25 protein-coding genes are annotated in these 22,125 nt (G+C 46.4%); 15 read left to right on the top strand and 10 right to left on the bottom strand.

All coding sequences use genetic code 11. From position 1 onward, the window contains the following. Window positions 1–51: 51 nt before the first annotated feature. The gene (alaS, locus tag F3I09_RS07250) at window positions 52–2,667 is read right to left on the bottom strand and encodes an alanine--tRNA ligase (protein ID WP_149694369.1); all 2,616 of its coding nucleotides are present in this window, start codon (window positions 2,665–2,667) and stop codon (window positions 52–54) included. Window positions 2,668–2,949: 282 nt separating this feature from the next. Between alaS and F3I09_RS07255 the strand changes: the two genes are divergently transcribed. Genes F3I09_RS07255 through F3I09_RS07265 form a run of 3 tightly spaced genes read left to right on the top strand, consistent with a single transcriptional unit; the run spans window position 2,950 to window position 5,113 of the window. Further along, window positions 2,950–3,921 carry a M23 family metallopeptidase gene (locus F3I09_RS07255; protein WP_149694370.1) on the top strand — a complete coding sequence of 324 codons (972 nt, stop codon included), beginning with the start codon at window positions 2,950–2,952 and terminating at the stop codon, window positions 3,919–3,921. 52 nt (window positions 3,922–3,973) lie between these two features. Then, the gene (locus F3I09_RS34350) at window positions 3,974–4,585 is read left to right on the top strand and encodes a MerR family transcriptional regulator (protein ID WP_223233163.1); all 612 of its coding nucleotides are present in this window, start codon (window positions 3,974–3,976) and stop codon (window positions 4,583–4,585) included. A 9-nt stretch (window positions 4,586–4,594) separates the two neighbouring features. After that, complete coding sequence (locus F3I09_RS07265) at window positions 4,595–5,113, top strand: thioredoxin family protein (protein ID WP_149694371.1); 519 nt, start codon at window positions 4,595–4,597, stop codon at window positions 5,111–5,113. Window positions 5,114–5,169: 56 nt separating this feature from the next. Here the strand turns inward: F3I09_RS07265 and F3I09_RS07270 are convergent, their stop codons facing one another. Both F3I09_RS07270 and F3I09_RS07275 read right to left on the bottom strand, forming a co-directional pair. Further along, the gene (locus tag F3I09_RS07270) at window positions 5,170–6,261 is read right to left on the bottom strand and encodes a mechanosensitive ion channel family protein (protein ID WP_149694372.1); all 1,092 of its coding nucleotides are present in this window, start codon (window positions 6,259–6,261) and stop codon (window positions 5,170–5,172) included. Between the two features lie 31 nt (window positions 6,262–6,292). Beyond that, window positions 6,293–7,447 carry an amidohydrolase family protein gene (locus F3I09_RS07275; protein WP_149694373.1) on the bottom strand — a complete coding sequence of 385 codons (1,155 nt, stop codon included), beginning with the start codon at window positions 7,445–7,447 and terminating at the stop codon, window positions 6,293–6,295. Window positions 7,448–7,529: 82 nt separating this feature from the next. On the opposite strand from F3I09_RS07275, the gene prfA reads away from it, so the two are divergent. Both prfA and F3I09_RS07285 read left to right on the top strand, forming a co-directional pair. Next, complete coding sequence (gene prfA / locus F3I09_RS07280; RefSeq protein WP_149694374.1) at window positions 7,530–8,594, top strand: peptide chain release factor 1; 1,065 nt, start codon at window positions 7,530–7,532, stop codon at window positions 8,592–8,594. Window positions 8,595–8,731: 137 nt separating this feature from the next. Continuing rightward, complete coding sequence (locus F3I09_RS07285; RefSeq protein WP_149694375.1) at window positions 8,732–9,412, top strand: OmpA family protein; 681 nt, start codon at window positions 8,732–8,734, stop codon at window positions 9,410–9,412. Between the two features lie 153 nt (window positions 9,413–9,565). On the opposite strand, the gene F3I09_RS07290 is transcribed toward F3I09_RS07285, so the two are convergent. From F3I09_RS07290 to F3I09_RS07305, 4 genes are all read right to left on the bottom strand, one after another. Continuing rightward, window positions 9,566–9,967, bottom strand: coding sequence for a VanZ family protein (locus F3I09_RS07290; RefSeq protein WP_149694376.1), 402 nt, complete (start codon window positions 9,965–9,967; stop codon window positions 9,566–9,568). 121 nt (window positions 9,968–10,088) lie between these two features. Then, window positions 10,089–10,469 carry a glycine cleavage system protein GcvH gene (gcvH, locus tag F3I09_RS07295; RefSeq protein ID WP_149694377.1) on the bottom strand — a complete coding sequence of 127 codons (381 nt, stop codon included), beginning with the start codon at window positions 10,467–10,469 and terminating at the stop codon, window positions 10,089–10,091. A gap of 56 nt (window positions 10,470–10,525) precedes the next feature. Then, entirely contained in the window at window positions 10,526–11,185 is a 660-nt protein-coding gene (locus F3I09_RS07300) for a peptidylprolyl isomerase (protein ID WP_149694378.1), read from the bottom strand. A gap of 117 nt (window positions 11,186–11,302) precedes the next feature. Further along, complete coding sequence (locus F3I09_RS07305) at window positions 11,303–11,644, bottom strand: hypothetical protein (RefSeq protein ID WP_149694379.1); 342 nt, start codon at window positions 11,642–11,644, stop codon at window positions 11,303–11,305. A 312-nt stretch (window positions 11,645–11,956) separates the two neighbouring features. Between F3I09_RS07305 and F3I09_RS07310 the strand changes: the two genes are divergently transcribed. From F3I09_RS07310 to rsgA, 5 genes are all read left to right on the top strand, one after another. Continuing rightward, window positions 11,957–12,955, top strand: coding sequence for a MoxR family ATPase (locus tag F3I09_RS07310; protein WP_149694380.1), 999 nt, complete (start codon window positions 11,957–11,959; stop codon window positions 12,953–12,955). Window positions 12,956–13,006: 51 nt separating this feature from the next. Further along, entirely contained in the window at window positions 13,007–13,870 is an 864-nt protein-coding gene (locus F3I09_RS07315; protein WP_149694381.1) for a DUF58 domain-containing protein, read from the top strand. 26 nt (window positions 13,871–13,896) lie between these two features. Continuing rightward, the gene (locus F3I09_RS07320) at window positions 13,897–14,886 is read left to right on the top strand and encodes a hypothetical protein (protein WP_149694382.1); all 990 of its coding nucleotides are present in this window, start codon (window positions 13,897–13,899) and stop codon (window positions 14,884–14,886) included. Window positions 14,887–14,920: 34 nt separating this feature from the next. Continuing rightward, on the top strand, window positions 14,921–15,931 hold the full coding sequence (locus F3I09_RS07325) for a VWA domain-containing protein (RefSeq protein ID WP_149694383.1): 1,011 nt from the start codon (window positions 14,921–14,923) through the stop codon (window positions 15,929–15,931). A 140-nt stretch (window positions 15,932–16,071) separates the two neighbouring features. Then, on the top strand, window positions 16,072–17,007 hold the full coding sequence (rsgA, locus tag F3I09_RS07330) for a ribosome small subunit-dependent GTPase A (RefSeq protein WP_149694384.1): 936 nt from the start codon (window positions 16,072–16,074) through the stop codon (window positions 17,005–17,007). 38 nt (window positions 17,008–17,045) lie between these two features. Here the strand turns inward: rsgA and F3I09_RS34000 are convergent, their stop codons facing one another. The 3 genes from F3I09_RS34000 to F3I09_RS07335 are packed head-to-tail and all read right to left on the bottom strand — an operon-like array spanning window position 17,046 to window position 17,940. Next, entirely contained in the window at window positions 17,046–17,198 is a 153-nt protein-coding gene (locus F3I09_RS34000) for a hypothetical protein (RefSeq protein WP_188133717.1), read from the bottom strand. Window positions 17,199–17,213: 15 nt separating this feature from the next. Next, window positions 17,214–17,369: a hypothetical protein gene (locus tag F3I09_RS34005; RefSeq protein ID WP_188133718.1), complete on the bottom strand. Its 156-nt coding sequence runs from the start codon at window positions 17,367–17,369 to the stop codon at window positions 17,214–17,216. Window positions 17,370–17,409: 40 nt separating this feature from the next. Then, on the bottom strand, window positions 17,410–17,940 hold the full coding sequence (locus tag F3I09_RS07335; protein WP_149694385.1) for a gamma carbonic anhydrase family protein: 531 nt from the start codon (window positions 17,938–17,940) through the stop codon (window positions 17,410–17,412). Between the two features lie 114 nt (window positions 17,941–18,054). Here F3I09_RS07335 and F3I09_RS07340 point away from each other — a divergent pair, with 114 nt between their 5' ends. The 5 genes from F3I09_RS07340 (at window position 18,055) to F3I09_RS07360 (ending at window position 22,115) form a co-directional block, all read left to right on the top strand. Continuing rightward, window positions 18,055–19,251: an aspartate aminotransferase family protein gene (locus F3I09_RS07340; protein WP_149694386.1), complete on the top strand. Its 1,197-nt coding sequence runs from the start codon at window positions 18,055–18,057 to the stop codon at window positions 19,249–19,251. Between the two features lie 71 nt (window positions 19,252–19,322). Further along, the gene (locus F3I09_RS07345) at window positions 19,323–19,964 is read left to right on the top strand and encodes a hypothetical protein (RefSeq protein WP_149694387.1); all 642 of its coding nucleotides are present in this window, start codon (window positions 19,323–19,325) and stop codon (window positions 19,962–19,964) included. Window positions 19,965–20,009: 45 nt separating this feature from the next. After that, a complete protein-coding gene (locus tag F3I09_RS07350) occupies window positions 20,010–20,309 on the top strand; it encodes a transcriptional regulator (protein WP_089829004.1) in 300 nt (99 codons plus the stop codon). Between the two features lie 51 nt (window positions 20,310–20,360). Then, window positions 20,361–21,728: a cell envelope integrity protein CreD gene (gene creD / locus F3I09_RS07355; RefSeq protein ID WP_149694388.1), complete on the top strand. Its 1,368-nt coding sequence runs from the start codon at window positions 20,361–20,363 to the stop codon at window positions 21,726–21,728. Window positions 21,729–21,749: 21 nt separating this feature from the next. Beyond that, window positions 21,750–22,115 (top strand): diacylglycerol kinase family protein, encoded by a 366-nt coding sequence (locus F3I09_RS07360; protein WP_149694389.1) that lies wholly within the window; start codon window positions 21,750–21,752, stop codon window positions 22,113–22,115. Window positions 22,116–22,125 lie beyond the last annotated feature (10 nt).

Below are 22,125 nucleotides of genomic sequence, written 5' to 3' on the forward strand. Positions count from 1 at the left end.
TGCTACTTTTGATACAGGCCCTTTTTTATGTCGCAAATTTTATCTTCTCTTTTACAATATCGCCTTCACCTGCGAGATCACCTGATCCAGCTGACCCGCTTCCTGTCCGCCGGCAGTTGCGAACGATTTCTGTCCGCCGCCACCGCCTTTGATGATCGGAGCGATCTTTTCTTTGATGATCTTAGGCGCTTCCAGTCCTTTCTCAGCTACCAGGTTCTCAGAGATCATGAGGGCTACATTCGCCTTACCGCCAATATTCGCAGCGAAGATCAGTACATGATTCTCTATTTCATTCTTCAGGGCGAAACACAGTTGTTTCAGCGCATCTGCACTATTTACATCCACGATCTTACCGAGGAAGTTGATGCCATTGATCTGTTCCACCTGTTTCTGCAGGCCGGCAGATAACTGGCGTACTTTCTCCTGTTCCAGTACTTCCAGCTGTTTTTCCAGTGATGTTTTGTCCTGCAGCAGGGTCTCGACAGCAGCGATAGGATCTTTCGGATTCTTGAGGGCTGCTTTGATGTCCCTCAGCTGTTTTAGCTGTGTATCTACAAATGCCAGCGCATTGCTGCCGGTTAAGGCTTCAATACGGCGTACGCCCGCAGCTACAGCGCTTTCTGCTGTAAATTTGAACAGACCCAGTTCACCGGTAGCGCCGATATGGGTACCACCACAAAGCTCTACAGAGTAAGCAGGATCCATCATCACCACACGTACAACATCGCCGTACTTCTCGCCAAAGAGGGCCATAGCGCCCAGTTTCATGGCTTCATCTTTCGGCAGTTCCCTGATCACTACCGGGATGTTGGCACGGATCTTTTCATTGACGATGTTTTCTATCTTTTCCAACTCTTCGTCAGTTACCTTGGCGAAGTGGGAGAAGTCAAAACGCAGGTATTCCGGATTTACCAGGGAACCTTTCTGTGCCACATGGGTACCCAGTACCTGGCGGAGCGCCGCATGCAGGAGGTGGGTGGCAGAGTGGTTCAGCGTGGTAAACTGACGGTTCTTTTTGTTGATCACCGCTTTGGCAGTGGTGGTAATGTCAGCCGGTAATTTATCTATGAAATGAACGATCAGGTTATTTTCCTTTTTGGTGTCTGTCACGTTGATAGATTCACCATTGAAGGTGAGTGTACCGGTGTCTCCTACCTGTCCGCCGCTTTCTGCATAGAAAGGAGTCTGGGACAATACCAGTTGGTACTGTTCCTTACCTTTTGACTTGATCTTACGGTATTTTGTAACGGAGGTTTCTGCTTCTGACAGCTCGTAGCCGACAAAAACAGATACCGGGTTCTCATCCAGCACGGTCCAGTCGCCCATATCCAGTTCAGTAGCTGCGCGGGAGCGGTCTTTTTGTTCCTGCATGGCAACCTTAAAGCCTGCCTCATCGACGGTAAAGCTATTTTCACCTGCTATCAGGCTGGTGAGGTCATATGGGAAGCCATAAGTATCATATAGTTCAAAGGCTGTTCTGCCATCAACAGATTTCTGTTTAGCGGCGCCCATGAAGTCTTCTATCCTGCGGATACCACTATCCAGGGTGCGGAGGAAGTTATTTTCTTCTTCGAATACTACTTTGGTCACAAAGTCCACCTGCTGCAGTAATTCGGGGAATACATTGGCAAACTGCTGCGCCAGTACCGGCACCAGTTCATGCAGCAAAGGTTTCTTCTGATTCAGGAAGGAGAAGTAATACCTTACCGCACGGCGGAGGATACGGCGGATCACATAGCCTGCGCCATTGTTGGAAGGCAGCTGGCCATCGGCGATAGCGAAGCAGATAGCGCGGATGTGGTCTGCTATCACGCGGAAAGCCACGTCCTGTTTGCTGTCTGTACGGCCATATTTCAGCCCGGCCAGTTTTTCTGTATGTTCTATAGTGCCGGAGAATACATCTGTGTCGTAGTTGGAGCTTTTACCCTGAATCACTCTTACCAGACGTTCGAAGCCCATACCCGTATCCACGTGTTTCGCAGGGAGCGGTTCGAGGGATTTATCTTTCAGGCGGTTGAACTGCATGAATACATTGTTCCAGATCTCGATCACCTGGGCATTGTCCCCATTTACCAGGGTCTTACCGTCTACCAGGGCTCTTTCACTGTCCGGACGGCAGTCCACATGGATCTCTGAGCAGGGACCGCAGGGGCCGGTATCTCCCATTTCCCAGAAATTGTCTTTTTTATTTCCCATCAGGATGCGGTCTTCTGCAATGTGTTCTTTCCAGAAGTCATAGGCTTCCTGGTCTTTTTCCAGGTTTTCACTTGCATCTCCTTCAAAAACAGTTACATAGAGACGATCTTTAGGAAGTTTATAGATCTCGGTGAGCAGTTCCCAGCTCCACGCGATAGCTTCTTTCTTAAAATAGTCGCCGAAGCTCCAGTTACCCAGCATTTCGAACATGGTATGGTGGTAGGTGTCGATGCCCACTTCCTCCAGGTCATTGTGTTTTCCGCTTACACGGAGGCATTTCTGGGTATCCGCCACCCTTTTCCAGGCCGCCGCCCTGTTGCCCAGAAAGTAGTCTTTAAACTGGTTCATGCCCGCGTTGGTAAACAGCAGGGTAGGGTCGTTTTTTACTACGATAGGAGCAGAAGGCACGATGTGGTGGCCTTTGGACGCAAAAAAGTCCAGGAATTGCTGACGAATCTCAGGAGCTGTCATAAGTATTTGAAATAATTGGTATGTATTATAATTTTGTGTCACCTAAATGACTTTAATTTGTATTTTAAGCCAACAAGTGGTATTTAGAAAATTGACACTCAAAAGATTGCCCTTTTACTCTATTTCCCTTAGGTTTGCACACCCTGCCGCCCAGCGGAAGGAGTGCAAAAATATTGAAAAAGTCTATATACCCTCTCATCCATATCTGTATAACCCTATTAAAAGTAACATAAAGGACTTCCATCGGGATGTAGGTTCTGCTTAAATGCTTAAGGCCGGTACATGAAGAAGGTAAAATACTTTTACAATACACAGACGCTAAAATATGAAAAGCTCGTAGTATCGCTGCGGGTGAAACTGTTGAGAATACTGGGATTTGTCTCTGCTGCCATCGTAACAGGGTTTATATTCCTGTCGATATCCTATCGTGTACTGGACTCCCCCAAAGAAAAAAGGTTACGGCGGGAAATAGAGGTGATGAACGAGCGCTATGAAGCTATGGAAGACCGGATGAACGAGGTAAAGTCAAAGCTGGGTGAACTGGAGCACCGGGATAATGAAATCTACCGTGTTATTTTCGAAGCCTCTCCTATTCCTGACAGTACCCGGGCGGGAAGCAAGGAAAAAGAGGAAGAGCTGACCCAGTTACAGTCATTCTCCAGCAGTGAGATCATCGCCAGTACCGGCGTCCTGCTGCAGGAATTATTGCACCGCATAGCTACACAGGCAAAATCTTACGAAAAGATTGACGACCTGGTGAAGAATAAACAGAAAATGCTGGCTTCTATTCCGGCTATTCAACCTGTTGCTAACAAAGACCTGAAACGTATCGCTTCCGGTTTCGGTTATCGTATTGACCCAATCTATAAAACTGTAAAATATCACTCCGGACTTGATTTCGCTGCTCCTGCGGGCACTCCTATTTATGCTACCGGCGATGGTGTTGTGGAAGATGCCAGTTCCAGCGCTGTGGGTTATGGCAATCATGTGTTGATCAACCACGGTTATGGCTATAAGACATTATATGGCCACATGCTGCGCATAAAGGTGAAACCCGGTGCTGTCGTAAAACGTGGCGAAGTACTGGGTTGGGTGGGTAGCACCGGTAAATCAACCGGCCCTCACTGTCACTATGAAGTAGTGAAAAACGGAGAAAAAGTTGATCCCGTATACTTCTTCTTTAACGACCTCTCACCAGAAGAGTTTGACCGTATGTTGAAGATTGCCGCTTCTGGCAATCAGTCTTTCGACTAACTTGTTAAAGCTGAACCTGCAATAACAGTGGAGAATTTTGTAATTTGGTGCCATGATGCAACAACTGGACCTCTTTTCTTCACCGGATCCGAAACCGAAACCACCAGTACCTGAACCGGTACCGGAACAGGTTACTGTTCAGAAGCCGCCTCCAAAGCCCTTGCCGGAAGTGGAGATACCAGTGAAGATACAGGTGCAGATGCCGCCTGACAATCTCCCTCCCGTTCCTTTTACAGGCACAGGTACGTCGGTTACGGCCACACAGCCGCCACAAAAAAAACGTGGCAGGAAATCACTGAAGGAAGTCGCAGATGATCCGGATCTGATGAAAGCGCTGGATGCCATCCCGCTGGATAAGCAATACTACTCAATTAGTGAAGTGGCAACAATGTTCCGTGTGAATACATCATTGATCCGTTACTGGGAAAATGAGTTTGATATTTTACAGCCTAAAAAGAACCGTAAAGGAGATAGACTATTCCGCCAGGAGGACATTCAGCATCTGAAACTTATCTATCATTTACTAAGAGAAAGAAAATACACCATTGAAGGCGCGAAGCAGAAATTAAAAGAAGATCGGAAACTGGCAGCCCGCAGTTTCGAAATGGTACAAGCTTTGCTAAAGGTAAAGGGTTTTCTAACTGAACTGAAGGAACAATTATAAAAATACATTATGCGATTGAAATCACTACTCCTGGTTGGCGGTCTGTTACTGTCAACCCTGACATGGGCGCAAACCACAGCAAGCCGTGCATCCAACGGTAAAAAGGCGCTGAAAGGAAAAATAGAAATGAAGACATTAATGAATGACAGCGCTTTTGCCTGGTTCTATACTGGTGTGAACGGATATCAGCCTAATGATAATATGCTGAACTACATCAAGGATAATCGCGGCAAATTTAATGTGGTAGCTGTAGTAGGTACATGGGAAGATCAGAGCCGTCAATTGCTGCCTGCATTATATAAGATCATGATCCTCGGTGGTAGCCCTGAAGAACAGGTCCTGACCTATGGCGCTGATGAAAAACTGAACAGCGACGCACCGCAGGATTATAAAGTAAAGCAGCTGCCTACCTTTATTTTATTCCGTGAAGGAAAAGAGATCGGTCGTGTAAGCGGAGAAGTAGGTGAATCCCTTGAAAGTGATATGGCGAAGATCCTGCTGAAAGCAAACAGAAAAGATAAAGACTGAGTTTAATTATTCAGCATAAACGAAAATCCCGGGCAGATAACCTGCCCGGGATTTTTTTATTTTTCGTGTATTTCCACTTTTGTACTGGATAACTTCGCATCTCTCTTTTCCAGGATGGCAACTACCGCCAGATTGATCTCATTACGGAGCGCATTGTATTGTACTCCTTCAATCACCGGCGTCAGGTAAATGATCTGAATGACATAGGTGTCTTTAGTGAACTCATTCAGGTTCACAATAAAACCTTCCTGTATTTTTTCATGAGTGGTCAGTAATTGCTTGATATCCTGCAGTACCTGCATCAGGTTGCCCGCAGGAGTGTCACCAGCTACTTCCAGTCGCAATACAGCACGCTGGTGTGTACGCAGCGAAAGATTATCGAGCACACTGTCTACCATCTTTTTGTTAGGTACGGTTACATATGTTTTTTCCTGTGTACGGATGCGGGTGCTGCGCAGACCGATCTTTTCAACATTGCCCTGGAAGGAATCTACCCTTACAGAATCGCCTACACGGAAAGGTTTATCAAAGAAGATAATGAAAGAACAGATCAGGTTCTCTATACTTTCTTTAGCAGCGAGTGCAAGGGCTGCAGCACCAATACCGAGACCTGCAATGATCTTATTCACCAGTACCGCACCGAAAAGAATGCGTATAAAGGCAATGGCGCCAAAGATGAACACGATCGCTTTAAAGAAGTCGCGGAAGAACACGATAAACTGATTGTCAGTGATATCGTGAGAGAGGTCCGCGCTTTTACTGATCATGAGGGATATGAAATCGATCACCCGCAGCACGATCCATATAATAGATACCGTAAGCGCCAGCTCCATGACGGTATGGAGGAACAGCTTCAATGTATAGCCATTGTATACGGGTACATCAAGTTCCGGCGGGAAGTTCAGGTGATCTACTGTGAGCATGAAGGTAACCAGCAGGAGGAAGTACTCCAGCGGTACCAGCAACAGGTGTGAAAATTCATGTTGATCAATGTCGGGCGCCCAACGCCGTACCTCTTTATATAGCTGGGTAGCCAGCCATCTTGAGAGATAACGCTTGATCATGGAAACAAACAGCAATATAATTGCCAGTATAAAATAGTTTTGGATAGGGTTGCCAAGTATAACCTGGTCTAGAAAATTGTTCATAGTTTACGTTTGCATTCTTCAGTGCGCGAAATTAGAGAATCCTGCGACTTTCTCTCTCATCTATTAATGTTACGCCGGGTTGTCTGCCCTTTTCGAAGCTACCATATTTACCATCAATACCCAGTGCCCTGGCGCCATTCAGCGTAGCCCATTGTAATATTTCTTCCAGTGCAATATTTGAGTAGTGCTTGCGTATGGTCTGAATTTCCTGCCAGATAGATAACTGATGATTGGATGCCAGACTGTCGGTGCCCAGGGTGATGGTGCAGCCCTGACTGCGCAGCAGGCCAATATCGGGTATGCGGTTCTCTATATATAGATTTGCCTGCGGGCAGAGGCACCAGTATGCCTGGGGCGCCTGTTCCCTTGTAAAAGCAATATCCTGTTCAGTAGTATAAGTATTATGTACCAATAGTATCGGCAGTTGTTTGAACCATGGCAGCCATGCCGGCAAACTGTTTGTGCCGGTGGCTGTAAAAGCTGAAGCGTCCATATTGAAATGACTGTAGAAATCCAGAAAGGCGCCTGTCTTATCCTGATACAGGCTATTCTCCGCTTCACATTCCTGGTTATGGATGCTGATGGGCCTATTATCTGGCGTGGCGGACAAAAGTGAAAAAAGCGCTTCACTTACTGAATAAGGCGCGTGCGGCACAATAGAAGAGGAATGTCCCGGGCCGTCAAGTTCCCTGAACTGTCTGAGTACATCCAGGCTATACTCATAGCGTTGCCGGGCAAAGCCGGGAACAAAGCCCATGCACTCAATGAAAGAGTGATAATATATGGGAGAATCCTTTTTGACGGCCAGGGAGGCCGTTCCGTTGCAAATGTCGCCAATGGCGCTGATCCCACTCTCCCACATAGCTGTGGCCGCCTGTTGCATAGCAGCCTCCTGGGTTTGAGAGTCCTGTTGTCCTCTTTTTTCCATGACACTCGTCAGGAATGCGGGGAGGCCGGTCCCTTCGGGAACTACTCCGCCCATATGAGACAATTCCAGGTGGCAATGGGTATTGACAAAACCGGGACTCAGCAGGCCGTTTAGTTGCTGTACATCGTCGCCCGCAACGCTTTCATGCACAATATCCTGGACAATCCCCTTATCGGATAACACCAGTACCATGCTGCCGGGCAATAACTGTCGCCCGTTAAATAATGCAGTACCCTTAAATTTCAGCTGTTGAGACATGTAGTAATTATATTAATTTTGCGCCCAGTCAGAGGAGGTGAATAGCCCGAAGATTATTCATATCCTCCCAACAAAGATAATTATGATAGATAAACTTGATGCGATAAAGGGCCGTTTTGAGCAGGTATCGCTGGCACTGACTAACCCTGAGGTAGTTAGCGACAATAAACAGTTCAGCAAGCTGAGTAAGGAATACCGCCAGCTGGAAAAGATTGTAAAGGCGTATGATGCCTATATGAAACTACTTGACAGCATCGCTTTTAATAAAGAAGTACTGGAAAGTGGCGACGAGGAAATGAGGGAACTGGCGAAGGAGGAAACTGAATCGCTCCAGAACCAGAAGGTTGAAGCGGAGGAAACGATCCGCAACCTGCTGATCCCGAAAGATCCGCAGGATGAAAAGAATGCCATGCTGGAGATCCGTGGTGGTACCGGTGGTGATGAGGCGAGCCTCTTTGCCGGAGACCTGCTGCGTATGTACCTGCGTTATTGCGAGGTGAAAGGCTGGAGCACCAATATCATGAGTGAGACTGCCGGCGCTGCGGGTGGCTATAAGGAAGTTGTTGTGGAAGTGACGGGCGACGATGTATATGGTACCCTGAAGTTCGAATCAGGCGTACACCGCGTACAGCGTGTACCGGCAACTGAAACTCAGGGCCGTGTGCATACTTCTGCCGCCACGGTGGCTATTCTGCCAGAAGCGGAAGAGGTGGATGTGGATATCAGGGACGCTGATATCAAGATGGATACCTTCCGTTCCTCTGGTGCGGGTGGTCAGCACGTAAACAAAACGGAATCTGCTGTACGTCTGACGCACATTCCTACCGGTGTGGTAGTAGAGTGTCAGGAAGGACGTAGCCAGCACTCCAACAGGGATATTGCCATGAAGATGCTGCGTAGCCGTATCTATGAAGCGGCAGTGCGTAAACATGAAGAAGCCATTGCTTCCCAGCGTAAAAGTCTGGTGTCAACCGGCGACCGCTCCGCCAAGATCAGGACCTACAATTATCCACAGGGCCGTGTAACCGATCACCGCATCGGCATGACCATATATAACCTGGATGCTTTCATGAACGGTGAGATCCAGGAAATGGTACAGGCGCTGCAGTTTGCTGAGAACGCAGAAAAGCTGAAGGTAGGCGGTTAATAATTTGTTATATTTGCGACCGTAATAATATTTAGTTACCTGGTATGCTGCCACTTTGAAAATCTGGCAGCATATTTGTCTTAGAAGAACACATAACAACTACCAGAATATTAAAAGAACGTTTAAACTAATTTAAGATGAAAAGAATAACTCCTATTGTAGCTATTGTACTGTCCGCATCGATGTTATTTGGTTGTAAGACCTGGCAAGGCATGGATAACACCAAGAAAGGCGCTGTAATTGGCGTTGGTGGCGGTGCTGCAACCGGTGCTATTATCGGTAAGGCTGCAGGTAATACTGCCTTAGGTGCGATCATTGGTGCGGCTGTTGGTGGCGGCGCTGGTGTATTGATCGGTAAGAAGATGGATAAGCAGGCACAGGAAATCAAGAACCAGGTGCCAAATGCAACTGTTGAGCGTGTAGGTGAAGGTATCAATGTGACTTTTGCTTCCGGCGTACTGTTTGGTTTTGACAAATCAGACCTGACCGCACAGGCACAGCAGAATATTAAAGAACTGACTACCATTCTGAATAAATATCCTGACACTTACGTACGTGTGGAAGGACATACAGATACTACGGGTACATATGACTACAATATGAAGCTCTCTGAAAGACGTGCAATTGCAGTGAGCAATTTCCTGAAAGCGCAGGGTGTTGCTGCAAACCGTGTACAGCCTTACTGGTATGGTGCAACACAGCCTGTAGTGCCTAATAACTCAGATGCTAACAAGGCTAAGAACCGTCGTGTGGAATTCTCCATCTTCGCGAATGACAAGATGAAATCTGATGCGAAGAAAGAATCAGGTCAGCAATAATATTAAACTAATACAGTGATAACAGTGCCTCCGTTCCGACGGGGGCACTTTTTTTTATGGCCCATTGCCGCGTTTTGTATCTGTATGAACTAGCGAGGGAAAATCACAGCCTGTTGATGGGAGAAGGTATAGCGCCGGCTACGCTGCAGCATATCAGGCCTTTTCCTCTTTCAACCACCACTTCCTTACAAGATTAAATGCAATGATACCTGCAATGGCGCCAACAGTATCTGCAGCTACATCGCTCATGTCAAAACTGCGGTGAATAGCAATATATTTCTGTATATATTCAATAGCGAGACCATAAAAGGACGCTGAGAGGGCAATGATGGTGAGGGTAAATTTGGAGAGCACCCTCTTTTGCATATATACACCCAGACACAGGAGGAATACAGTCCCCCCGAATAGCCCGAAATGTACGATCTTATCCATATGGATCTTTTCGAAAAAGGGAGAAGACGGGATCTTCTCACCGGGTATCGTACATACATACAGTACCAGTAATATCCAGATTGTGGCTGGCAGATAATATCGTATAATTCTCATTGCTGGCATCTGCAGTAGTTTAGTCTGTAAAGTTATAAGGTTATAAAGTTGCTGCCAACCTTATAACCTTAAACTTGACAGGGTTATACCCTTTTTAACCTTTTATTAAAATATCTTGGGAGTGAGCTGATTATTCGCCAACAAGAGATTGGTAGGCTGCTGCATCCAGCAGGCCTTCTACATCAGCCGGATTGCTAACGGTCATTTTGATCATCCAACCTTGGCCATAAGGCTCCTGATTCACCAGTTCCGGAGAACCGTCCAGTTCAGGATTGATTTCATTGATAGTACCGGCAACAGGCAGGAACAGGTCAGATACAGTTTTTACAGCTTCTACGGTACCGAATACCTCTTCAGCACTCAGGTCTTTACCAACGGTATTGATATCTACAAAAACGATATCACCTAATTCGCGCTGTGCAAATTCAGTAATACCAACGGTAGCTGTATTACCCTCCAGGAGAACCCATTCATGGTCTTTGGTGTAACGCAGGTTTGATGGAAAATTCATGGCAAGTTTGATTTTAAGCGGTAAAATTAAGGAAATTCCAATTGAGAATAGCGGTACTAAAAGAAAAGGAATTTATGTATCAATCTTATTTTCATGGGTACATCAGCTAAGGGACGATCATTCGTATCCGTTTTTTGTGTGGCGATCTTATCGATCACATCCAGTCCTTTCACTACCTGTCCGAATACGGTATAACTCTGGTCCAGCTGCGGAGTGCCGCCAAAGTTCTTATAACGTTCCCTTTGATCTACCGGTATCTTACGGCCTCCCAGGCGTGTCTTTTCCAGTTGGTCCAGTTGCTCGTCTGTCCACTTCTTTCCCTGTACGATGTAGAACTGGCAGCCGGAACTGGCTTTGGTTGGATTATTATCACGCGCGGCCGCCAGTGCGCCTTTTATGTGATAAAGGTCCAATTCGAATTCGGCGGGAATGGTATAATTCACATCTCCGTTGCCCAGCATAGCGCCTGTCTGAGCATGTTTTGACTCAGGGTCGCCGCCTTGTATCATGAAGGTGTTGATAACACGGTGAAAGAGCGTGCTGTCGTAGAAATGAGCTTTCACAAGTTTGATGAAGTTGTCCCTGTGCAGCGGGGTCTGATCGTACAGTCTGATGATCATGGTGCCATAAGGCGTAATAACTTTTACTTTGCGGTTCTTTGCCATGGTAGTACCAAATGAGAGCAACAATAGCAGTAGGAGTAGCTGTTTTTTCATGTGGGTGGTTTATGATAGATTTTGTACTAATGTATCCGGTTGTCCGGGAGTAATGGGGTTGATATGGTGTAAGAAAATTGTCATGAGCTGATTGCCTGGAGAAAAAGAGAAGCGCTGTCAGCGCCCCTCAAGATCGTCAAAGTATGCAATGATATGTTCCTGCAGGAATCTTTCCTGTTCTATCATATCCATTTTAGGAACGGGTTGGGCCTCTTTAAAGTGAGGCCATCCATCCTTGTCATATCCTTCCAGTTCATAATAGCCACTCTGGCTGAGCAGTGTACAGGTGGCCACATGCATGAGGTCCTGTTTCTGCTCTTTGGTGAATTTCTTTTTCATGTGGCCCAGTTCCTGGATTCCTATTAAAAAGAGGATCGCTTCCATGTTCGGTTTCTTCCCAAAACGTTCTGTTAGCATATCCTCCACCCGTTTCCATTGCTGCGCGAATTCTTCCTGCATCTTCTAAAGATTTAATTATGAGCTCCGTATGGAGAAGTTACGTTTGCAAATGTACGTTATAAAAAAAGATGATATAAATATGCTCAGGCTTTATTAATTTGGACGCATGAGTTATTGAGACTTATGAATGACCATTTTCTGATATAAGGAAAACCTGAAAAACCGCAGTTCCCTGATAATCATGAACGTAATTCGTAATTTGTCATTTATAATGTTATTATTAACAGCATTTTAACGGGCCAATCCGGTAATGGGCGCAAGGTTTTACCGCCGGAATGTTTACTTTAGCAAACTTGTAAATAATATATAAGCATGGAGAATACATCGGATATCCGTCAATTGAACGAAAAGATTCATCAGGCCAGCGCATTTGTGGACCTGTTGAACCTGGAACTGAGTAAGGTGATCGTTGGTCAGCGTTACATGGTAGAAAGGTTGCTTATCGGCCTGCTGGCAGGTGGTCACGTACTGCTGGAAGGGGTGCCCGGTCTGGCAAAAACATTGTCCATTAAATCCCTGTCATCTGCTATTAATGCAAAATTCAGCCGTATCCAGTTTACGCCGGACCTGTTGCCTGCCGACGTGATAGGTACGATGATATATAATCAGCAAAAGAATGAGTTCGTGGTACGTCGTGGTCCGATCTTCGCCAACTTTATCCTGGCGGATGAGATCAACCGTGCCCCGGCAAAAGTGCAGAGTGCCCTGCTGGAAGCAATGCAGGAAAGACAGATCACCATCGGTGATACCACTTTCAAACTGGATGATCCGTTCCTGGTACTGGCTACCCAGAACCCGATCGAACAGGAAGGTACCTACATGCTGCCTGAAGCCCAGGTAGACCGTTTTATGCTGAAGGTAACGATCGGTTATCCTACCAAAGAAGAAGAGCGTCACATCATCCGTCAGAACCTGAACCCTCAGGCTGCTGTTGCCATCAATCCTGTTGTACAGCCTTCAGATATCATAGCAGCACGTAAACTGGTGCGTGAGGTATACATGGATGAAAAAATAGAGCGCTACATTATCGATATCGTTTTTGCTACCCGTAATCCGGAAGATTACAAGCTGCAGAAACTGAAACCGCTGATCTCCTATGGTGGTTCACCAAGGGCAAGTATCAGTCTTGCATTGGCGGCTAAAGCGTACGCATTCACTAAACGCAGAGGTTATGTGATCCCTGAGGATGTACGCAGCATCTGTTTTGATGTAATGCGTCACCGTGTGGGCCTTACCTACGAAGCGGAAGCTGAAAATGTAACCAGCGAGAACATCCTCAGCGAGATCCTGAATGCAGTAGAAGTACCTTGATAGGTGCCGTATGGCAGCGATGCGAATCATTATTCATTTTAATCATTACCGGTGGATACTGCAGAAATACTAAAAAGAGTAAGGCGGCTGGAAATAAAGACCAGAGGCCTCTCCAACCATATATTCTCAGGGGAATATCACAGTGCTTTCAAAGGCCGTGGTATGTCTTTCAGTGAAGTAAGGGAATACCAGTTCGGAGATGATATCCGGTCTATTGACTGGAATGTGACTGCCCGGTTCAATCACCCGTTCGTAAAGGTCTTCGAAGAGGAACGTGAGCTGACCGTGATGTTAATGGTGGATGTGAGTGAAAGTTCCATCTTTGGTACCTCCAAGCAGAACAAGCGGAATATGATCACGGAATTGTGTGCCGTACTGGCCTTTTCCGCTATCAACAACAACGATAAAGTAGGGGTTATCTTCTTCAGTGATGGCGTGGAAAAATACATCCCGCCCAAGAAAGGTAAATCGCATATCCTGTTCATCATCCGTGAACTGATCTCTTTTGAACCTAAGCGTAAAGGCACCAATATCAAAGAAACCCTTCGTTTCTTCAATAATGCCAACAAGAAAAGGAGCATTGTGTTCCTGATGAGTGACTTCCTGACCGGTAGTTACCAGGATGCACTGAACATTGCATCCAAACGGCATGATATGGTAGGCATTCACATTTACGATCAGCGCGATAAGGAATTGCCATCTGTAGGCCTGATCCAGATGAATGACCTGGAAACAGGCGACCGTCAGTGGGTGGATTCTTCTGACAAAAAAGTACAGCAGTATTATACCCAGCAGTTCCATCAGCATGTGCAATATTGCCGTAACTCTTTCAAGAAAAGTGGTGCGGAGCTTATCAGCATACGTACGGATGAAGATTATGTAAAAGCCTTACAATCCTTTTTCGTAAACAGGTGATAGTTTAAAGCTGAGCAAGTACTAACATGGTTAAACCGATTATAGTTAAACGTCTTATTTTTTTCTTCCTGTTAGGGTTCGTCCTGGCGCCTTTCGTTGCTGCTGCCCAGCAGCTGAACGTAAATGCGCAGGCTGATACTGACAAGATCCGCCTCGGGGAGCAGGTAAAGCTTCGCCTGTCTGCCAGTATGCCTCCGCAAGGCGTGAATGTAGTGTTCCCACAGATCCCTGATTCCTTCGGACATTTTGAGGTGGTACGCCGTTCCCCGCTGGATACAACTGCACAGGGTAATACAAAGTTATTGGGGCAGACTATTGTGCTGACCAGTTTTGACTCAGGCCGCTGGGATATTCCAGCCCTGCGTTTTGACCTGGTAAGCGCCGGTAATATCACAGATTCCGTCTTCACAGGGCCATTAAGCATCGACGTAAATACCATTGAAGTAGATACTACAAAGGCCTTTAAACCTATCAAAGGCGTGCGTACTGTAGGCTGGAGCTTCTGGGATTACTGGCTGTATTTTGCCATCGGTATTACCGTAGTGCTGGTGGCTGTAGGCCTGATCGTATATTTCCGCAGCAGGCCGAAAAAAGTTGCTCCTGTACCTGTAGCGGTTGTGGTGCCGCCTTACGAAATAGCGTTGCAGCAACTGCAGCAGCTGAAGTCAGAAAAGGTATGGCAGCAGGGCGATATCAAACAATATTACACCCGGCTTACAGATGTTCTGCGTACTTATTTTGAGCAGCAGTTTAACATTCCTGCACTGGAGCAGACATCGGAAGAGTTATTGCAACATATCAAGCCTGTCACTATCCTGAACCAGCAGCGTGATAAATTGCGCAACCTGTTAAGTCTGGCTGACCTGGCGAAGTTTGCGAAAATGACACCATCTCCGGAAGAGCATGAAGGCGCTATGCAACATGCACAGGAAATAGTGGAATGGACGAAGCCTGCAGCAGAGAAAGCAGTAGTGGCAGAGGCCGGGAAAGAAGAAACAAAGCAGCCTGTTAATTAGGTCGCTCCTTCAAAAGAGAAATTATTATTAATAAATGGATTTTTCGATCTGGAAAAGTATTGAATTTGCCCACCCCGCCTTCTTCGGGCTACTGGCGCTGATACCAGTAATGATTTACTGGTACATCGCCCGGCAGCAAAGGCGGCAGGCAGCCATGGAAATGTCTTCCCTGCAGGGATTGAAAGGACTGCCTGTTTCCTGGAAGGTGACAATGCGTCCTGTATTACTTGTACTGCGTCTCCTGGCTTTTACCGCTTTGGTAGTGGCATTGGCCAGACCGCAAACCAGTAATACGTCTGAAAGTATCGACAGTGAAGGTATTGATATAGTGATGGCGATCGACATTTCAGGTAGTATGCTGGCGCAGGATCTGCAACCGGACAGGCTGGAAGCTGCGAGGAAAGTAGCCATGAATTTTGTGGACAGCCGTATCAGTGACCGTATCGGTCTGGTGATCTTCTCCGGGGAAAGCTTTACACAGTGTCCTATCACAACAGATCATGGTGTACTGAAGAATCAGATAGCACTGATAAAAAGTGGTATGCTGCAGGATGGTACCGCTATCGGTATGGGCCTGGCAACCTCTGTAGATCGCTTACGTACAAGTAAAGCTAAAAGTAAAGTGATCATCCTGCTGACGGATGGTGTTAACAATACCGGTCTGATAGATCCGCTTACTGCACTGGAGATCAGCAAGGCATTCAAGATCCGCGTGTATACGATTGGTGTAGGTACTATTGGAAAAGCGCCTTTCCCGATGACCATGCCTGACGGTTCCATACAAATGCAGATGCAGGATGTACAGCTGGATGAGCCGCTGATGAAAAAGATCTCTGCTGAAACAGGAGGTAAATATTTCAGGGCTACCAACAACAAAGAGCTGGAGAATATCTACGGTGAGATCGATAAACTGGAGAAAACGAAAGTAGAGATCACTTCCTATAAACGTTTTGCAGAACATTTCTTCCCGCTGGCAATGATTGCACTGGCATGTATGCTGCTGGAAGTAGTGCTGAGATATACCGCTTTCAGAAGCCTGCCGTAAAGGAATTATATATCAGGAACCAGGAATTGAAACGAAGTGTTTTAATTCCTGGTTCCTGTTTCTTTTTTAGTATTCCCCAATTCGTGACGCCACATTGAAAAACCCCCTAACTTTACAGCCTAAATAACTAATACGAGAATTTGCAAGCAACTATTTATAGATCCACAGGAAGCTGGTATACAGCCAAAGCAACTACGGGAGAAGTATTTCAGGCCCGCATTAAAGGTGTCATGAAGATAGATGAGGATATTACCTCTACTAATCCTATTGCTGTAGGCGATGTTGTTGAAATTGTGCGGGAGGATGGAGATGCTACCGCCAATAATGCGATGATCACAGAAATAGTGGACCGCAGGAATTATATAGTGCGCAGTTCTCCTCATAAAAAGAACCAGAAACATATTGTGGCTGCCAACCTGGATCAGGCGATGCTGATCTGTACCGTAAAGGAACCACGTACTTCCAATGGGTTTATGGACCGTTTCCTTGTAACGGCGGCGGCCTATCATATACCTGTGGTGCTGGTGTTCAACAAGAGGGATATTTACAAAGAGAAAGACCTGGATAAGTTTGCCGAATTACAGGCATTGTATGAGGATATTGGGTACAAAGTACTACTGGTGTCTGCCGAAAAAGAACAGGGAATAGATGAGTTAGTTGCTGAGATGAAGGATAAAACCACCCTGATGTCTGGTCACTCCGGCGTAGGCAAATCTTCCCTGATCAATCGTTTGTTGCCCGGCCTTGACCTGCGTACCAAAGCTGTAAGCGGATGGAGCGGGAAAGGATTACATACCACAACTTATGCAGAGATGTACGACCTGCCTGTAGGTGGTAAGTTGATTGATACGCCAGGCGTGCGTGAGTTTGGTATTGTAGATATCACCAAAACGGAGTTATCGCATTATTTCCTCGAAATGCTGCCCTATTTAACCCAGTGTCAGTTCAATAACTGCCTGCATATCAATGAACCCGGATGTGCCGTAAAAGCGGCGGTAGATGCCGGTGATATCGATGTGAACAGGTACGTAAGTTATGCAACCATCCTGGAATCAATACAGGAAGAGCAGTATTGATCACTATCCCTGCGAAGGAACCTGCCCTGTAAATAATACTAACGTTTTTTCCTTTTGGGCGCGCTCATCTCGTCCAGCAGTTTCTCAGCCCCCCAGTTTTTGCGGGGAGTAGGGCAACCTGTTTTCCTGGTACGGCAGGCGGACAGTCCGGTGAGGGATATCACCAGTACAAAGAGTAAAAGTTTTTTCATAGGGTATCGTATTAATTAAAATACTCTGCCATTCATCTGCCTGGATGAAGACTTGTTTTGCTTTACATTTTTAGTAGAATAGTAGTTGTTGCTGGGGCAACCGGTGCGCTCTGTCTTACAGCTTACAGCAAGCATGCCGCACACCACCGTTAGTAGTAATAGTCTTTTCATAGGGCAAGGTGATTATTAGATGCAAGATAATTAAAATATGTCATTTACTTTCCGGCGTGTCCTTAAACCAGCCTGAGTACATGAGATAGTTGTTGGCAATACGGTCTATCTCGCCACTGATCAGGGATTGACTGATATCTTTCACCTTTTTGGCGGGTACGCCGGCATAGATGGAACCAGCTTCTACCTGGGTACCTTCCAGCACTACGGCGCCGGCGGCGATGATGGTATTACTGCCAATGTATGCATTATCCATCACGATAGCACCCATGCCTATTAATACGTTATCTTCAACTGTGCAGCCATGCACAATAGCATTATGCCCGATAGAGACGTTGTTGCCGATAATAGCCTGTGTTTTCTCATAAGTACAATGGATCACGGCGCCATCCTGCACATTTACCTTATTGCCCATCCTGATGCTGTTCACATCTCCGCGGATCACTGCATTGAACCAAACGCTGCACTGGTTTCCCATTATCACATCTCCTACAATTGTGGCATTAGGCGCAATAAAACAGTCGTTCCCTATTGTAGGCAGTATTCCTTTAACCGGTAAGATGACAGGCATATAGTATGTTTTAACGCAAAAGTAAAGAAATTCGTATAGGTCTGCTGTGAGCAGTATACCGAGCCTGCATCTTATCGGGGGCCTACTGATTCTTTAATGTATTTTTGCGGCAGAATGAATAACAGACAACTCTTTTTACGTCATGTGGCCCAGCTTTCAGATGCGCCGCTGGCACTCGAAATAGTGAAGGCATCCGGTATGTATATGTGGGATACCGAAGGCAAAAAGATCATGGACCTGATTGCCGGTATCAGTGTATGTAATGTGGGACATTCACATCCGGCCGTAGTAGCAGCTATTAAAGAACAGGCGGAACAATACATGCATCTGCTGGTGTACGGAGAGCTGATCCAGTCTCCCCAGGTGGCGTTCGCCACATTATTAACACAGCACCTGCCGGCGTCCCTGAACAGCGTTTATTTCACCAATTCGGGAGCTGAAGCCGTGGAGGGCGCTATGAAACTGGCTAAACGTTATACCGGGAGGACGGAGATCATCGCTTTTGAGAAAAGTTATCACGGTTCTACCCAGGGCGCTATGAGCATTATGGGGGATGAAAGCTGGCGGAATGCATACAGACCCTTGTTGCCTGATATACAGCATCTTACTTACAACACATGGGAAGCAGTGGACCAGATCACTGAGCGTACTGCCTGCATTATACTGGAAACTGTACAGGCGGAAGCAGGCGTGCGTGTGCCGCAGAAAGAATGGCTGCAGGCCATCCGGGAGAAATGTACAGCCACGGGTACGCTGATGGTATTGGATGAAATACAGTGTGGCCTGGGACGGAATGGCACGCTGTGGGGCTTTGAGCAGACAGGCGTGATACCAGATATCCTCTTGCTGGGGAAAGCATTGGGAGGCGGGATGCCAATGGGGGCTTTCATCGCCGATAAAGAAATCATGTGGAGCCTGACCAATAAACCGGTGCTGGGGCATATGACCACCTTTGGGGGACATCCTGTAATCTGTGCCGCAGGCATGGCCGGTTTTAAGGTATTACTGGAAGAGAAACTGGTAGATACTGTAAAGGCCAAAGGCCAGTTATTTCACCAGTATCTGCAGCATCCTGCCATTAAGGAGATCCGCTCCCTCGGACTGATGATGGCGGTCGAATTTGAGAACTTTGCGATGAATAAGAAGGTTATAGATGCGTGTATCGAAAGAGGCTTGCTGACTGACTGGTTCCTTTTCGCCCCTGAGTGTCTGCGTATTGCCCCACCCTTGATTATCAGTGAGGAAGAGATCAGACAGGCATGTAAGATCATCATAGATGTACTGAATGAAATAACAGGGACTACTACCTGAGAATATAGCAAAAAAATATATTTTGTCTTCTCATTGAAATATGTAACTTTGATATACAAAGTACTTTAAGTATGACAGATCAGCAACACCTGGAAGCAATAAGTGATATCAGGCGCATGATGGAACGGAGTACCCGTTTTCTTTCTCTCAGTGGATTAAGTGGCGTTTTTGCCGGCGTATCTGCCCTGGCCGGTGCGGCAACCGCTTATATCCTGTTCCGGTCTTATTATGACCGCTGGGAAGTAAGAGGGCATTATGATGATGCCGACTTTTCCATGCTCCGGTTGCAGCTGATCCTCCTGGGCCTGGGCGTAATAGCACTGGCGCTTTGCGGGGGTACTTATTTCACCTGGAGGAGGGCCCGGCGGAACAACGTTCCTATTTGGGATGCCACTTCCCGTAAGGTACTGATCAATGCATTGATACCAATGCTGGCCGGTGGCGCTTTCATTGCCGGTTTGATATATAATCAGCTGGATGTGCTGATAGCGCCATCCTGTCTTATATTTTACGGTATGGCATTGCTGAATGCCAGTAAGTATACATTCTCTGATATCCGTTACCTGGGTATTGCTGAAATAGGACTTGGTATATTAAATGTTTTCTTTTTGCGCAGAGGGCTTTATTTTTGGGCCGTTGGTTTTGGTGTATTACATATTTTGTATGGCATCATTATGTGGTGGAAGTATGAGCGGCAGACAACTGTAGCGTAAAAACCGGCGCAGATCGGAACTAGTGGAAACAATAAAGACGTACTCGTGAACAATCCCATAGGTAACTTAAATAAGATTTTTGACAGCCGTATACGGCTTGGGGTAATGAGTATCCTCATGGTAAATGAGGAAGTCAGCTTTAATGACCTGAAGCAGATGCTGGAACTGACAGATGGTAATCTGGCATCCCACCTCAGTACCCTGGAAGAAAATGGTTACCTCAAAGTACATAAAGGTTTTATAGGACGTAAAACCAATACTACCTATTCTATTACGAAAGCCGGTGAAAAGGCGTTTAAAGGTCACCTGGCTGCTCTCGAAAATATGATCCGCTCTATGGAGTAAATTTTTTTGTCTTTATACTTTGAAGTTCAAAGCGCTTTTAAATGTAATTATATGCAAACAACTAACATCAACGAAACAAATCCCCTGCCTCCCGGCCCACCTTCGCCTGCTACGGAAAACCGTTCGCAGGACGCTAAAGAGCGGCCTTCTTTCTTCGAACGTTATGCCTATGGTGTAAAGGCGCTGCTTATCGGTATTCTTGTAGTACTGCTGTTAATTCCCACTGCTATGATCATGGGACTTATTTCCGAAAGGGAGCAGCGGCAGTTTGAAGCCAAAGGAGAAGTCAGTGGTAAATGGGGCGACGCACAGACCATTACCGGGCCCGTATTGGTAATACCTTACTACAGCAAACCTGGGGTGACATCCAATGCCGTATTCCTGCCGGATAAACTGGCGGTAAATGGTGAGCTGCTGCCTGAAATACGCAGGCGCGGCATCTATGAGGTAGCTGTATACAGCTCACATTTACAGATCAGCGGCGCCTTCTCCGGTCTGGACCTGAACGGATTAAATATTGATCCCACAACTGTGTTGCTGAAAGATGCTTACCTGGCAGTTGGGATCAACGATATGCGCGGTATCACTAATCAGGCAGGTGTGGAGTGGAATGGCCGGAATTTCTACTTTAATCCTGGTATTCCTGCTACGAATCTGTTCGAGAACGGCATGCAGGTAAAGGTGCCACTGACAATGTCAGACTCCGGCATTGTAGCCGGCAACTTTGCTGTCAATCTTGATCTGAAGGGTTCCGGTCAACTGTTCTTCTCTCCCGTTGGCAAAACAACAACTGTCAACCTGAACTCCAACTGGAAGAGCCCCAGTTTCGACGGCGCCTTCCTGCCTAATACACATAACGTGCATGCAAAAGGTTTCACCGCTTCCTGGCAGGTTTCCAACCTGAACCGCAACTTCCCCCAAAGCTGGGTTGGCGCCAATGCTAACCTGCACTCTGCTGATTTCGGCGTGAAATTATTCCTGCCGGTGGATACCTACCAGCAATCCACCCGTGCGGTCAAATACGCCATCCTGATCATCGGCCTTACCTTCCTGGTATTTTACTTTATCGAATTGCTACAGCATTCCTCTGTTCATCCATTACAATATATATTGGTCGGTGCGGCATTATGTGTATTTTATACCTTGCTGATCGCCCTCGCAGAACAATTGAATTTTAGTATTGCTTACCTGATCGCTGCTATCCTTACCATTCTGCTGGTAGCTATATATACAGCCAGTGTATTGCGAAGCAGTCGTATGGCCATAGGCGTCGGAGGTGTATTAAGCCTGCTCTATGGGTTTATTTATGTCATCATCCGTTCGGAAGATCAGGCTTTGCTCATGGGTAGCCTTGGACTGTTTATAATACTGGCTATTGTGATGTACTTTAGCCGGAGGATCAAGTGGGGAGAATTATAAAAATTATAAACAGTTATAGTCATGCAAACCGGTCGCTATCTGCAGCAGCGTTTACTAAGTTTTAAATATGCTTTTCAGGGGATCATCGCATTTCTCCGCAGTGAACCGCATGCGCGTATTCATGCTGTAGCAACGGTGGTGGTGGTAGCGGCCGGTTTTTATTACAGATTATCCGCCAATCAATGGATCGCCATCCTGATAGTAACGGGAATGGTATGGATCACGGAGATGCTGAATACTGTTGTTGAAAAGATCATGGATTATCTATCCCCGGAAATTCATCCGAGGGTGAAATGGATCAAAGATGTTGCTGCGGGTGCCGTACTTGTTTCGGCTTTGGTAGCCGCTATCACAGGCGCTGTCATTTTTATCCCTATCCTGTGCTAAAAGAAAAGGG

Origin of the sequence: Chitinophaga sp. CF418, from assembly GCF_900142925.1 — a bacterium.
Taxonomy (GTDB): Bacteria; Bacteroidota; Bacteroidia; order Chitinophagales; family Chitinophagaceae; genus Chitinophaga.